General features: G+C 53.0%; 11 protein-coding genes. 7 read left to right on the forward strand and 4 right to left on the reverse strand.

The features are described 5' to 3' along the window. The first annotated feature begins 807 nt into the window (after positions 1 to 807). From BCO18175_RS01560 to BCO18175_RS01590, 7 genes are all read left to right on the forward strand, one after another. On the forward strand, positions 808 to 1,848 hold the full coding sequence (locus tag BCO18175_RS01560; RefSeq protein WP_174979060.1) for a hypothetical protein: 1,041 nt from the start codon (positions 808 to 810) through the stop codon (positions 1,846 to 1,848). A gap of 179 nt (positions 1,849 to 2,027) precedes the next feature. Further along, a complete protein-coding gene (locus tag BCO18175_RS01565) occupies positions 2,028 to 2,954 on the forward strand; it encodes a hypothetical protein (RefSeq protein WP_174979061.1) in 927 nt (308 codons plus the stop codon). 445 nt (positions 2,955 to 3,399) lie between these two features. After that, positions 3,400 to 3,906 (forward strand): hypothetical protein, encoded by a 507-nt coding sequence (locus BCO18175_RS01570; protein ID WP_174979062.1) that lies wholly within the window; start codon positions 3,400 to 3,402, stop codon positions 3,904 to 3,906. Between the two features lie 365 nt (positions 3,907 to 4,271). Beyond that, complete coding sequence (locus BCO18175_RS01575) at positions 4,272 to 5,300, forward strand: ParA family protein (protein ID WP_174979063.1); 1,029 nt, start codon at positions 4,272 to 4,274, stop codon at positions 5,298 to 5,300. Further along, positions 5,239 to 5,919 carry a HEPN domain-containing protein gene (locus BCO18175_RS01580; RefSeq protein ID WP_217483895.1) on the forward strand — a complete coding sequence of 227 codons (681 nt, stop codon included), beginning with the start codon at positions 5,239 to 5,241 and terminating at the stop codon, positions 5,917 to 5,919. The genes BCO18175_RS01575 and BCO18175_RS01580 overlap by 62 nt, the downstream gene beginning before the upstream one ends. Positions 5,920 to 6,073: 154 nt before the next feature. Further along, complete coding sequence (locus BCO18175_RS01585; RefSeq protein ID WP_174979064.1) at positions 6,074 to 6,952, forward strand: DUF6602 domain-containing protein; 879 nt, start codon at positions 6,074 to 6,076, stop codon at positions 6,950 to 6,952. 154 nt (positions 6,953 to 7,106) lie between these two features. Beyond that, positions 7,107 to 10,067, forward strand: a complete 2,961-nt coding sequence (locus tag BCO18175_RS01590; RefSeq protein ID WP_174979065.1) for an ATP-binding protein — start codon at positions 7,107 to 7,109, stop codon at positions 10,065 to 10,067. 462 nt (positions 10,068 to 10,529) lie between these two features. On the opposite strand, the gene BCO18175_RS01595 is transcribed toward BCO18175_RS01590, so the two are convergent. The 4 genes from BCO18175_RS01595 to BCO18175_RS01610 all read right to left on the reverse strand — a co-directional run bounded on the left by BCO18175_RS01595 (position 10,530) and on the right by BCO18175_RS01610 (position 14,779). Next, a complete protein-coding gene (locus BCO18175_RS01595) occupies positions 10,530 to 10,985 on the reverse strand; it encodes a GNAT family N-acetyltransferase (protein WP_174979066.1) in 456 nt (151 codons plus the stop codon). Between the two features lie 193 nt (positions 10,986 to 11,178). Next, complete coding sequence (locus BCO18175_RS01600) at positions 11,179 to 11,967, reverse strand: hypothetical protein (protein WP_174979067.1); 789 nt, start codon at positions 11,965 to 11,967, stop codon at positions 11,179 to 11,181. 105 nt (positions 11,968 to 12,072) lie between these two features. After that, a complete protein-coding gene (locus BCO18175_RS01605) occupies positions 12,073 to 13,935 on the reverse strand; it encodes a methyl-accepting chemotaxis protein (RefSeq protein ID WP_174979068.1) in 1,863 nt (620 codons plus the stop codon). Positions 13,936 to 14,104: 169 nt separating this feature from the next. Beyond that, positions 14,105 to 14,779: an OmpA/MotB family protein gene (locus BCO18175_RS01610; protein ID WP_174979069.1), complete on the reverse strand. Its 675-nt coding sequence runs from the start codon at positions 14,777 to 14,779 to the stop codon at positions 14,105 to 14,107. Between the last annotated feature and the right edge of the window lie 33 nt (positions 14,780 to 14,812).

A 14,812-nucleotide genomic window follows, 5' to 3' on the forward strand; every position in this document is an offset into this window, starting at 1 on the left:
AATTCTTCTTAAGCCGTATGGCACATGATCGTTAGCGCTCAACGCGCGGATGGCGAACCACCGCTTGTGGCCGTACCCTTAAGGACTGAGTTGGAATGCCAATCGTGCGCGGTTACCGCCAATGCCAAAGTCGGCAATCGACCCACATGTCGAGATTCACTCAGCTTGGTTTCGATATGCCATCGGTACATTGCCTACCGGCAGGCCCGCTCATTCAATGTTGAACTATCTGCTGTACCGTCCATTCACCTTGAACGTCCAAGGGCAGCTTGGCCCGTTCGCGCACGGGCGACCGGCTCTCATCGACCCCTAGCTGCCCTTCGACCAATCATGACCTCACCGTCCGCTTTCAAGGTCGAACAGACATCTGCTCGCGCGGATCGACTCCCGCTGTTCGGCCAAATCTGACTTAGCGTCATTCGCCAACATACCGAACCGCGCGGCGGCCCCCTCACGAACCGGCACGCCTAGCCGTAGCCCCTACCGCGCGAGTGGTTTCGTTCCATGGCCGATTGCTGCCGGATGCGATAGGCTGAAGCCGCTCCCCGTTGCAGCCTCTTACGTCAAGGCTACGAAACGACGGCAACCGGTTACGAAGCTGCCGTTTGGGCACGAGCCTCTCCTTTTAACAGGATAGGAATGACTACGACGTCACGGGATTTTAAGGTTGTTATACTGCCATGGATATGTAAAGGCGCTTGAAAAGCGTGGTGTTGGAGTACGATAATGCCTTGCGATGTTGTCAATTGTTATGCGAATGTCGCTGCCCGTAGAAACACTGTTAGACAACCAAGGAAAATGGATCTGATGATGGCCAATCAAGAAGAAAAGAAAGCCCTACTGGAAGCCATCTTAGGCGCAGAGGTTATTGTTCCCACATCAAATATCCGAAGTTCGAAAAATAGCGATATATTGAACATTGTTTCTGGCGACCTATTCTCCGGGCTATCAGATTATTTTAACTCTGCAGCGCCTTTTTTTCAAACGAGCCTCCCCCTAGAAAGGATCGTTAGATATAAAGATGGAAGCTTCTCATCAATGGAAAAATCAGTTAAGGGAGGTTTTTCACAACACCAAGGTTTCGAAATAATAAGCAGCATGGATGTTGCCCAGAAAATAATGACTTGCGTTGTACCCATGCTCAATCAAAGACTTGCAGCTATATATGCAGACTTGATTGATCAAAACAATCATTATCTAAGTCAAATTCAAGACCAATTTATTATCCCGGAGATAAGCAAGCTCAAGTCGATAGCCGAGTTCATACAAGATGTATCTGATGATATCGCCCACATATCGAAATCGAATAATTTAAGCGCCGCAACACTCACCAATCTCCAGCAGCGCAGAATCGATTTAAAGCAAACATTTCATACATTTATTGGCCGACTCGAGCAGTTAGTTCAATCAGGTTATTTCAACCCGCAGGATATCGCAAACAGCTATTTAGTTGCAAGGTACGCGCTATCCAACTATATCGTCTCGCTGGTTTTTGAGTGCATTGTTTCGGGTAATATAGACGATGAAAGTATTCAATTATTGGAGCATAAAGTTGACAAGTTCTTCAATATACTAAACAACATAACAGCTCAACTTTCTGGAATTTTGGATGACAGAAAAATTGCCAACTCAAATGAAATAAGCAGCATAAATTCATTTTATATCTGGTCATATGACTACGTAACACAAAATAGAATAAACAACCTCCGCAGCGAGAATGTTGGCATTGATAGCATTCAACGCGGAACTCTTTCGTATTTTGACGTTGATTTTGAGAAGCAGAGGCTCAAAGAATTTATTAATGCAAGGCATGATTTCATTAAAACCATTTTCATATCAAATTCTTAATGCCTAACATGGGCTCAAGTTCACTCCGTCTCCTGCGCCAGAGCAAAGATGAGCGTAGTCTGCTCGACGGACAACGAGCCAGTTCGTTTAAGAAATATTAATCTCTTATGTGCGCATACGGACCCGATAGCGGTCGGCCGGCGCCCCCCAAATTAGCTTACCTTGCTTGAGATAACTAGATGACAAAAGTGTTCTTCTATTGCGACGAATCCGGTTCAAAAGGCTATGCCGATCGGGGAGAGGCATATCCGGGCGAAGTCGGCGTCTTTGCAGGCATCATGGTCCCGGAATCTGAAATTGAGCGAGTCAAGCCCGCTTTCGATGCTATTGGGAGAAAGTATGCGCCGCCCTCAGGCAAGCTGCACATTGCTGATTTGGCGGCAGACAAACAGCAGGCCCTACGCGATGAGCTTTATGCCGCAACTCGTCAATCTGGATTGCCGTGCTTCTGGTATGCGATGCACGTCGAGGGTTTCCATAAACACCATATGGATCTGCAGGAAATGCTGAAGCAGCACGCGGCGGGGTTAAAGGCTGCGCGCGGCGATGCAGAGCCAAGGGTAAAGCGCGGAAGTCCCCGAATCGAAGTTCCCTCAATGCACGTGGCGCTTTTCTCTGGCCTATATTCACACCTAGTTGCTTTTCTTCTTGAGCGGAAACAACGCAAGGTAGATGTGGAAATCCGCACGGACCAAGTGGACAACCCAATCGTGAAGCAGTTCGAGCAAGTCGCGGACCAACTGCTGAATGACGATCCAGAAGTGATCAAAGCCACCGGCTTTGACACCGTGGCAAAAAAAATTGTGAATGGCTCGATAACGACATCTGTTCATTGGCCCGACGACTTGAAGTTGCCCCCCGTCGTGCAAAGTTTGAGCATCGAGACCGTCCCGGATAGTGACGGACTGGTCCTGGCCGTAGACGTGCTGGCGAACAGTTTGAATTACCTTTTCAAAAGCCGGGACGTTGCTGAGCGATATCGCCCTCTCAACCGATTGGAGGCAATTGCCGCTCACCCGCTCGCAGAACAGCTCGACGCTTTTGCACACTGGGGTTCCGATGATCTGCTGGGCGATGGCATTTACCGCCACCCTTTGGCGACATAGCGCAATTTCGGTGATCAGCACCGGAACCCTGCGACGAGTTAGGCCCTGGGAACGAATCTGAAGGCAAATATTGGATCGCGACCGCCGGCCTGCCGGCAGTCGCCATGTTGAGCCGTAGTCGTACGTCCGTTTTCATAGGTAAAGGAGGCGTCCGACCGGCCGAACTATCATGTTCGTCAGCGACCGTTCATGGCCGAATCGAGCCACAGAGCACCCCGGAAGCCGGCGGACCGGCGTCGACCATAACCTTGAAGTAACTTTAGAGGTCAACGTTGAGCGAACAAAGTTCCAAGAAGAGTGAATCTCGACACCACAAGGGACCTTCAGATTTACTGAAAGCTGCCGTTAATACAGCGCAATGGCTGCTCCGACCTATAAGTTCGGTCGAGGCGAAAATTCAACATCCAAGTCGCTGCAGCGACTCGGGTGTTGCCTCGGAGTGTGAATGAACACAGTCGCAAAGCGCTTCCTATTCGTGCTGGCCACTCTGATGGCTTGCGTTCGCGGTGGAATTGCGCTAGCAGAAACCGCATCTGACCGGTCCTTTTCTTCTGAGCCAAACATCCAGAAGGTTGCGGAGGCCTACTCGCTAGATGCCGTCGACCTCTCCGCGAAACAGTTTGGAATAAAACTCGACTGGTCGGACGCGAGTGTTGCAAACGTTGAGAAGGCCTTGGCGCAAATGAGTTCCTCGTACGTCAGCGCAAATCCCAGGCCAACGGACGAACAAGTCATGGCATTTGCGAAAGCCTATGGAAGTTACGTTGGAGAAGTCTACCGCCGCAATCATGGTGGCGAATGGGGTGTAATTACACTTGGCGGACGCCGATTCCCGGGGCTACGGACCACATCAGGTTCTAGCTTTTGGCCATGGGGACGAGTATTCAATCGGATTACAAAGGGGACGGAGGACAACATCGCCGACTACTACGCGACCCTATTGAAAAAGTAGCCGACGGCACATCCAGTCAACTTGACCTCGACGAGCCATCCTCGGCGGCCCATCGAGGCCGAACCTTATCCTGGCTTTGAGGATGTCAACGATTTAAGCCACAACGTCGAACGTCTCAAAGTGGCGGTCCGTCACTCGTTTATAGTGACAGACTGCTCATGTGCCGGTTACAGTAAGTCGCTATTCGTCCCGTCACCGACGGTGACTGTACTGCCCTTACCGAGCGAGCCGCAAATCGGCGTTCGAGTTGTCGCGGTAGCCTGTCAACTACCTCAGAGTTTCTAGCCCAGTATCCGAGGCATGATAGAGGTATCAGGCATATCGCAATTGACAGCTAATACGATTTATATTTCTAGGAGTTCAGAATGGCAAAGCGCTTAGTCTTGTTCAACCATAAAGGGCGCGTCAGCAAAACCACGACCGTCTACAACCTAGGATGGATGCTCGCCGAGAAAGGACACAAAGTCCTGCTGGTCGACGCTGACCCGCAATGCAATCTCTCCAGCTTGATACTTGGAGATGGCTTCGACGCGTACTACCTAGAAGATGCGACGCGACTTCAAAACATCAAAGACGGTGTCGCGGCGGCCTTCAAGGGCAAGCCCAGTCCTATCCAGCCTGTCACCTGCGAGTCGCCCGCCGCTCAGCCTCGTGTGCACCTGCTGGCTGGCCACGCTACGCTTTCTGAATACGACGCGTCGTTGACCTTCGCGCAGAACTCCAATGCGCTAGCAACTCTGCAAAACCTACCCGGTGCGTTCGACGAACTGATTCGCCAAGTTGAGGAGGCCAACAAGATCGAATACACCATCATCGACCTCAACCCTGGGCTGAGCGCAATCAATCAGAATCTGTTCTTAAACTCGGATTTCTTCCTAATTCCAACCAATCCAGATCCGTTTTCCATCATGGCGTTGGAGACACTGGAATCCATCCTGCCGCGCTGGGCGAACTGGAAAGTGGCAAACGAGGCAGTGTTCCAGGACTCAGCCTATCCGCTGCGACCGGGCTTACCGAAATTTGCCGGCACTGTGATTCAGCGCTTCAACGTGCGCAAAGGCCGCGCGGCAGCTCCATACCGTGACAACATTGGCGAGATCAAGGCGATCACCAAGGACCACCTGTACCCCGCACTCCAAACTGCTGGGCTCACGCTACCCGAAAACAACTATCCGGCCGCCCTGTCTGAGGCGGGCTTTTGCTTGGAGGAGATTCCAGACTTCGGCGCCCTACTGCCGCGCTCCCACGAAGCTGGCGTGCCTGTGTTCGCGCTACAAGACGCGGACTTTGTCGGCTACACAGGCCCTGTGCTAGCCAACGCGATCGAGAAGCGTGAGCAAATTCGGGGCCTGTTCGATGGTGTTGCCGTCACGCTTCGGGGCCTCATGGGCTGAAGCCATGCTAAATGCGAAGAGGGTCTTTCATAAAAACATCCAGCAGGTCAACGAACTCGGCGCTGTCTACGACCACTTAAGCAATGTGGTTAACATTCCCGAACAGTTTGATGATCTTCTGCGTTCGCAGATCGTCAACGCGGTCAGCGCGTTCGACAAGCTGATGCATGACTTGATCCGCATCGGCATGGTGAAGATATTCGAGAACCAAAGGCCACCCACGGGCAAGTACATGAGCGAGGCAATAGCTATCCAGCATCTGTCTTCGCTCACTACCAGCGCAGTTCCGCCACCAGCTGTCCGCTTCGAACAAATCGTCCGCGAAAAGCTTAGTACATTGTCGTTTCAGGATCCGACGAAGATCGCCGATGGCCTGAGCTACATTTGGAATGAGAAACAAAAATGGCAGCAAATTGCTCTTGGCCTTGGAATGTCCGACGGCGACGCCAAAACCAAGCAGAAGCTGATCGCTACACGTCGAAACGCGATAGTGCACGAGGCCGATCTCGATCCGGTGAGCAACCAAAAGCAATCCATCACACGAGCAGAAACGACGGATATTGCTGAGTTTCTTCTGGCTCTTGGCAATCGAATCTGCGACTTAGTTGTAGAAATTTAGACTTGATTGGACAGCCGATGTCAGATATCCATTCGTTGGTCTGCTCCACGCGTACGCGACGTTTCAAAGACGCTCACGGGCGCGCCGACTGAAACCCAATCTGACAAAATCGGGACTACCAAGTCCATAACAAAATTTTGAGGCCCCGTTTTATATGGATGGAAAACGAATTCAGGACTACTGGTCCAGCGAAGTCGACGCCCTCGTCAAGACGTATAGGCAATTTGAGACGCTGATCCCTTCCCCCGACACTGCTGGCGCGGAGCATAAGGGTGAAGACGGTCGATTTGTTGAGGACCTGGTGAGTGAATATCTAAGTCGTTTTCTACCTAAGGGATTGGAAGTTCTCACTGGGTTCATTCTGCGGCCCGCCGTGAAAACGGGCGAAAGCGGCAGAGAGCGCAAGGACAAATCCGACAGTCATTCAACACAGCTCGACATAATTGTCTTCGACTCGGCAAATTATCCAGTATTTCAGCGATTTGGAAAAAGTGTAGTTGTACCGCCGGAAGGGGTAGTGGGAGTTATTTCTGTCAAGAAACATCTTAATGACAAAGATATAAAGAACGAGTGCGAGGCGTTAATTAATGCTGCCGCTCTGTGCGAAACGCTCAACTCCAACGATCTTACCGACAAGGCACGCGGACCTTACCTCGCCCTGGTCTCGGTAGGATCGAAGATCGAGAAATCGCGGACTGACACGTTGGATTGGATATTTGCTCAGCTCAGCGCTGCCTATTCGCAGACATCGAACATCACATTCGATAAGTTGATCGGCTTCATAGGTGCTTTGGACGAGTGGAGCATCTTTAAACGTCGCCCTAATATGCCACTGACGAAGGCCGAGTACGTCGGATTCAAGCATCGTGGCGAAGAATCCCATCTTGGACTTCAATTTCTTTTGACCGGTATCCTTAGCGTTTTCTACGACGAAACCCGCAGAAATCTACGACGTCCCGGTTACACAGCCTTTCCGTCGGGACGCCCTCACGATAAACATCTCGGTTCGATTCCTTGCGACAAGCTACGTTGACCGAACCGACAGGCACTTTAAAGTTATTGGCTCGGATGCCGATATAATGTGCACAAAGTAACTTTTTGCTGCGAAACACGGCACGCGCCGATAGTACCATATCGAATCTACGGTCTCGCGCGACCTATCTAGTTAAGAACAAAGGAATCGAGGGATGTTGACGACCGAGGAATTGAGTGCTCTCTTAGAGAGGGATGAGTCGCCGGTGTTGGAATTCAAACGAGATTGGTATTGGTCAGAATCTGATGCCGACCTAGGCCCAAAGTGGGGTGAATTCCTAAAGGACTTGATCGCGCTTTGCAACGGATACGACGGATTTGTTGGCGAAGATCGTTACTTGATCGTGGGTTATTGTGAAGAATTACGCAAAACCTTTAACGTGGACGTCGCGTCGATTAAAGCGCTGCAAGATCTACGCGAGTTTAAGAAACGAGTAACGACGCGTCTTGAGCAATTGATTTTTCCGCCACTACTGAAGCTTGAGATCGCAACGATCGAATGCGACGGCAATCAACTGCTCGTATTCCGAATCCCTTCGCCAACTGCCATCACTGAACTTCGTGCTGAACTGTCGACGAAAACGCGGACCTTAGACGCGGGCGCGGTACTCGTTCGTAAAGGACAATCAAGTGACTCTATCCGTCTAGCCAGTCCCCAGGAAATTGACCACTTGAAGGCGGGTTTTGACCGATACAGCGCCACGCGGATTACGACGTCCGATTCCAGTATTCCGGAAAAGGAGCGGAGCGTCGCGAACACTGTACAGCTATATATAGAACAAAATGCGAGTTTCTCGATTGACGTCGGCTACCCCAAAATCCATCGGGATCGGTCCGAAAACATCGCTTTTGAGCTTTTTCGCGTTAGCGAAGCATTGGGCGCAGTCCGTTATTTCCTTTACGTACCTAAAGAATCGGCACAGCAAAAGACCTATGGCTATCTAAAGTCGAATAAGCTACTCGATGCGGCCCATCCCCCTATCGTTTTGACTGAAAAGCCAGCTCAAATAGACGGCGAACGGCGAAAGGAAAATTTCCGCACAGCATTCAAGACCGAGCATGTCTTCTTCATTGAGGAGTTCGGTCGAAATTTTCTCTACGGCGACTATATTCAGCCTTTCGAGAATTATAATCAGCAAATTTTCGTTGAAAGCCGGACGACCGAAGAAATCGACGGCGACAATGCCGCGCTTAGCATTTTGAGCAACTGGTATCGCTCAATTGCGATACCCGTCATGGTCATCAAAGGCTACGGCGGCATAGGGAAGACCACCCTCGTTAAGCAATTTCTCGATACGGTCCACCATATCGACAAAGATGTTGGATTGTTGTTTATCGACTCAAACGATATCATCGATCGTTTGTTGAAATCTGCCCGCGCGAAGAAGAAGATCGACGATCTGTACGACTTCTATTTGGCTCAAAATGACCCGGCTGAAATTAGTAACAAGAATTTCTCAAAAGAATTACTAAAATTGTCCGTAGATAATGGCAGCCTGCTTATCGTTCTTGACGGCATAGATGAAGTAATCGCGAAGTTAGGTTCAAATTTCGATATTTCCGGATTTATCGCCTCGATTGTCAATCACTATTGCAACAATTTGGAACGCGGGAAGGTAATTCTAACTTGTCGCGATAATTTTTGGCTAGATATAAACAAAAGCGATGCAATTCGCGAGATAACACTCAAACCATTTAACACAGAACTTGCAAAAGAATTCTTTAAGAAAAGTTTTGAAGAAAATGACGCGAAAGTTGGTCGCGCCATGGAAATGGCCGATCGCTTTGCATTGAAGAAAGTGAGCACAAACGGAGGTGAGGCCGTTTACATTCCATACGTGCTAGACCTAATTGCTTATTTGATCAAGCATAAAACTGAGTTCGGGGAAGAGTCAGTTTCATTGACGAATCCCACTGCAATGCTGCGCCCCTCATCCATCTCTAGCGATTTCCTAATTGGAAGCGTCTGCGAGCGTGAAATCAAAAAACTTGACAACTACAGCGTTGACGAACAAATCAATTTTCTTATTGATTTTTCTGCGTCGCCTCATGGATACGTCAGCCTGTATGATGTAAAGCGCCTGTTTGAAGATTCAACATCATACAAAGTTTCTGAAAATTTCGTCGAGAAATTAGTTTCACATCCATTGCTATCATATTCCGAGAAGCGTTTAAGTTTTCGGTATGATTTTTTTTACGAATACTTCAAGGCTCTTTACATATATCGGTATCTCGTTGAGGCCGACGTTATGAAATTGAACTCGAATGTCGTGGAAATTCTTGGAACATACGTCGGATTCGACAATGAGTTTAGCCGCTCTGTCTGCAAACGGATAGAGCTTACCGATGACTTGATGCTGTTCGCGGTTGAGACCATTGACAACCTCAAAATCAGGTTGGAGACTGCGAATCCGGTGGAGGCCGGGCGTTTGCGATCTGCCGTTTCAGGTGTTTTCACGTTATTACTTTCAATGTATCGCGAGCGCTCGCAATCGCTTGATATTGCTGCATGCACGGATCTTCTAAAGCAACTATTCCTCGTTAATGACTGCATCAATGGAGCTTTCATTGTTGGATTAACTGCGTCTGACCGCGCTAGGCCCGTCTTTGATTTCCGCGGAGAAACAGTAAGAAATTCACATTTTGAAGGATATGAGTGCTTTTGGGATTGCTTAATCGATGATCAAACACGTTTTCAGGATTGTGTATTCGTGAGTCTTGATCCTAGAAAGGGGGTTCGGCCGCGGATTTTCTCGCATACGTTTGATAAAAGTTGCGATACATCGGACATCACCGATTTAATTAATAGAAGGAGCGAAGAGATTTCCGAGGCGATGGACGAAATGCGTAGCCAATTGCAAAATTTTTTCAAACTTTTCTATAAGCAAGGCAATTTTTATCCCAAGAAGCAAGACGACGTGCGCGCTAGACTATTCACAGGCCAACTGCTCTCGACGCTTCTAAAGAATAAGGTCATAGTCGATTATCAAGACCCCAAAAAGGCGACCCTAAAGCAATACAAGGTCGCTGAGCAATACAGACCGATCATCAAATTATTTGAACAAGGGGGTACCTGTCTCGAGTTTGAACGGGTAGTCGCACTGTTCTCCAAGTAGGAGCGAATCCGAGCAAGGCAGGATTGGCCGGGCACTTATCTTTTCGGTGGAGTCCCGAGTGCCCGGTTACTGTAGTGTACGTGGATGCGGCCGCCCTTCTGGGGCCTACGCCGGCCCAGACAACGGCCGCTTAGTGGCACTCCAATTTGCAAAATCTGGATTTGGCTGACTGACCGGTTTGGAGAAAGTTGTCTGACCGAAGTGGGTCACTCGGCGCCCTTTGCCTCGAAAATGGTGAGGCCCCTCGCGACCTGATCTGACTGTGTCTGTCAGATCGCGTCTCGACTTGTACAACTTAGTTGTGTGACTCACACGCTGATAAGCGATCTAAGCGGTAGTCGAGCCTAGCCCTAGACACCGGCGGCCGTTTTCAACCTGAAGCCGTCGCTCGCCCTATTACGCCGAGTGTCGGCTCATGGCTGAGGACTCAACCCGTCGATGCAACACACTTGAGCCTGCCCCTCAGGACGCGATGTGTTTCTGCATGAAAACACTCAACGGATCGTCCGTGTAATCACCAAACGGTTCCCGATGCTGGTAACCCGCAGACGCATACAAAGCCAGCGCCTCAGGTTGATAGGGGCCAGTCTCAAGCCTGATCACATCGCAACCCGAGTCGACTGCTCGTAACTCAAGCATAGTCACAAGCTTCCTCGCGACACCCTTCCCGCGCCCGCGCGGACTGACATACATCCGTTTCAATTCGCCGTATTCCGGGTTGAGGACAATCGCCCCGCACCCGATTGCCCTGCCTTCGCTGTCCCGCGCAACGGCGAACAGCACATTGGATTGCTTCAGCGACGCGATATCCAGAGCGTGCCGGCTCTCAGGCGGGTACAGCGTGCCCTGGTACGCATCCAGATCGGCGATGAGGGCGATCACGTCGGGTTGGTCGGGAGACTCGAAAGCGATAGTCATGGCAGACGAAACTGGGCAAAAAAAGAAATTGAAGTACCCGGCGACGAAGCAGTGCTCGACATAGATGACGATCCGGTCTTCAGTCGCTGATTGTCGGCGATGTCTCCGGTACTGTCGAACCTCTCAAAAAACCGAGCAAATCCAATCACCTCGTGATATCGCTCAACTCAACGACCATCAAGACAATTGCATCCTATTGAACAACCGCATCGACCATCGCCTGCGCTTCGGACACAAACCGTGAATAGCGCCTCTGTTTGGGCAATTGCTGCGCAAAACAGGCTGGCCGCTGCTCCTCGGCCACGTGCCCCGCACTGCAAGCGACAATCGTCGGCAACGCCGCATCCCGCCACAGGATATAAACCCGCGCACCCTGCCTGATCGACACCATCAACGTATTCGGCCCATCCGGCATCCCGTCCTGGCTATCACCCAGCAGCAACGCCTTCACCACCGCATCGGCCGGCTTCCGCTTTACAGGCAATTCCGCAAACCGAAACTCCGCAGCGTCGCCACCGAGCACGTCGGTGTGAAACGTCTCGTTATCGAAGATAACGGCAACATCATCCGCCGACTTGATCCCCGCATCCGCCGTCGCCACCCAGGCCTTCAAAAGCGGAACCGTCGTCACAACGAGATTCACCTTCCCGTCATTCGACTTCAAAAGCAGTCCATCCGGCCCGGGCGTCATCCCGTTGTCGATGTAGAGGGTCTCCACGGTACTCCCCGCCTTCGCGGAGAAACCTTTCGCCTTAACCGCTCCAACAAGCTTAACCAGCCGCGCATTCACCTCAGCCGTGTATTTCTTGTCCAGATCCGCCTGATCTTCCATCCGCGCTGCTGTCACCGCGTCGACGGCTTTCTTCCGATAGGCAAGATAAGAATCGGTAGGCGGCGCAATCACCTTCGCCGCCACCGCAGCCGCTACCGCGACGAGCACCGCCGCCCCCACCCCGATCTTCCACTTGGAAATGCGTTTCATTTTTATAAGCGTTACCAAATCCCGCACCAACATACAAAAACGGCTGCCGTGACCCCACGGCAGCCGTCCCTCAGAAACGCCTTATTCTAAATCGCGAATCAGACTTTACTCATCCACCTTGAAAGCCGACACCAGCCTTGTCAATTCCGCCGCCTGCTGCTTCAAGCTCGCGGCAGCCGCCGCGCTTTCTTCCACCAGCGCCGCATTCTGCTGCGTCATCTGATCGAGCGACTGCACCGCGTCCCCGATCTGATCAATACCGGCACTCTGCTCCAAGCTAGCTTCAGCGATCTCGCTCATCATCGCGCTGACGCCTTGAACCTGCGATACAACGTCACGCATCACCTTCCCGGCCTCACTCACAAGCCGCGACCCGGTATTCACCGTGCCCGCGCTATGCTCGATCAGCGCCTTGATCTCCTTCGCCGCCTGCGCGCTGCGCTGCGCCAGATTCCGCACTTCCGAAGCCACCACCGCGAACCCGCGCCCCTGCTCCCCTGCCCGCGCCGCTTCCACAGCCGCATTCAGCGCGAGGATGTTCGTCTGGAACGAGATGCTGTCGATCATCACGATGATCTCGGAGATCCGCTGCGACGCGTCGCTGATCTCCTGCATCGTGGTCACGACTTCACCCACCACTTGCCCGCCGCGCGCCGCCGTATCGGAAGCGCCGTTGATCATCTTCGCGGCCGTCGTTGCCGTTTCGGTGTTGTTCCGCACCACGGCCGTGATCTCTTCCATCGACGAAGCCGTGCGCTCCAGGTTGCTCGACTGCCCTTCGGTGCGTTCGCTGAGGTCCGCATTCCCCGTCGCAATCTGCGCCGACCCGGTCGCAATCGACGAGGAAGCCGCGCGAATGCTGTGCACCAGCGTCGACAGTGACGACACGAACCGGTTGAACGCATCCGACAACTGTCCGATCTCGTCCTGGCTCTCAACCGTCATGCGACGCGTGAGGTCGCCCTGCCCGCTGGCGATCTCCGACAGCAGCGTCGCCGCCCGGCGAATCGGCGCGGCGATCGCACGGCCCACCAGCCAGATCACCAGCAACGCGACACCCAGCCCCACCACCGCCGCAACCAGCGCTGCGCTACGAATCGCACGCGTCACCGGTCCGAGCAGTTCGGCCTGCGGCACCTCGACAACGACATACGCATTCAACTCCGGAATGAACGACGTCGCGATGAACCGCTCGCCGCCGTCGCCGTTATAGCTCAGGTACGCATACGGCTGACCAGCCAGCAGCGTCGACGACGCATCCCCCGGCAACCCCTGCTGATCCTTCATGAAATGTTTGCCATCAATCAGCGCCGTATCGCGATGCATCATGATCGCGCCGTCCGGACGCACGAGATACGCGAACCCGGTCTCACCGATCCGGTAAGCAGCAATCCCCTTCGCGAGCGCATCGACGGACAAACTCATGCTGGCCGCACCGATCGGCACCCCATCGAGTTCAACGCGGCTGTTGATGAACATCATGTAGCCGCCGACCGTCACCTCGCGGTCCATGTTCACGTCGAACGCCTTGCCGGACGACAGGAAGCCGGTCAGCCACTGATCCTTGTCGGTCACCTTCCGCTGCAGGCCGGATTCGTTGTAGTAGTTGCCGCTCTTCACGGACACCCACTGCACCGACGCCGCCTTCTGCTCGTCCTTCACGTTCTTCGCGAGCTGGATCCAGTTGCGCGTGCCGGCGTCGGGTTCGCCGTCTGCTTCCCATTGCAGCAGGAACGCGTCGCGCGCGAGAATCCGCGACGCGGCGATCGGCCCGGCCATCTGCCGCTGCACGTCGGCGCGGATGCCGTTCACGGCCGTCGGCAGCTCTTCGCGGACGACGCGATCGCGCACCGCGTTGCCGATCAGACGGATGCTGAGTCCGCTCGAGATCGCGACGAACACGAGCAGGCAACTCGTCATGCTGAGAATCAGCTTGTTCTGTATGGAAAGCTTGCGCCAGAAATGCATGGGGAACCCTCGATAACCGCTCGGCCTGAGCCAGATTGGGTTATCGGCATGCACGCGCAGAAGCGCATCGCTGATTTCACATGCTCATCATGCGAGATTCGTTATGTCGTTGTCAGGCGGACATATGCGGCCGCTTATAGATGCACGAACAACGAAAATTCAGCGCGAATCAGTATGCAACGAAGATCGTGACACGCCGATTCCGCGCCCGCGCGGCCGCATCGTCACCCGCGACGAGCGGCTGCGTATCGGCCCGCCCGATCGCCGCGAGCCGGTGCGGTGCGACACCGCGCTCGGTCAGGTAGCGCACGACGCTCCCCGCGCGCGCCGACGACAGCTCCCAGTTCGATTCGTATTTTGCGTTCGCGATCGGCACGCTGTCGGTATGCCCTTCGACGAGAATGTCGCCGGTCGCGTGATCGCTCAGTGCCTGCGCGATCTGGTTCAGCACGGGCGACGAATCGGGCAGCAAGCGCGCATCGCCGACGTTGAACAGGATCTTCGCGTCGATGCCGATCTCGACGCCATGCGGCGCTTTCACGAGCGAGATCCGGCCGTTCGACTTCAACGAATCGAGCAATGCGAGCCACGGCGGTGCGTGCTCAGGTGTCACGGCAGGGGCAGCGGATGCACTCGCCGCGCTTTCGGCATGCCGCGCGAGCGTCTGGTACCGCGCGTCGAGCGCGTTGTATTTCGCGAGCTGGAGCACGTACAACGCGAGAAACAGCACCATCAGCGTCGTGATGAGGTCCGCGTACGAAATCAGCCAGCGGCCGGATTGCGCGCCTTCGAGTTCGTCGTCGTCGCGATCGGCAGCGGATGCACCGTCAGTTCGAGCAGTCATGCGGTTGGAAATCCGGGTTCGTCGTACGACACA

It is taken from the genome of Burkholderia lata (assembly GCF_902499335.1).
In the GTDB taxonomy this organism is placed as follows: domain Bacteria; phylum Pseudomonadota; class Gammaproteobacteria; order Burkholderiales; family Burkholderiaceae; genus Burkholderia; species Burkholderia lata_B.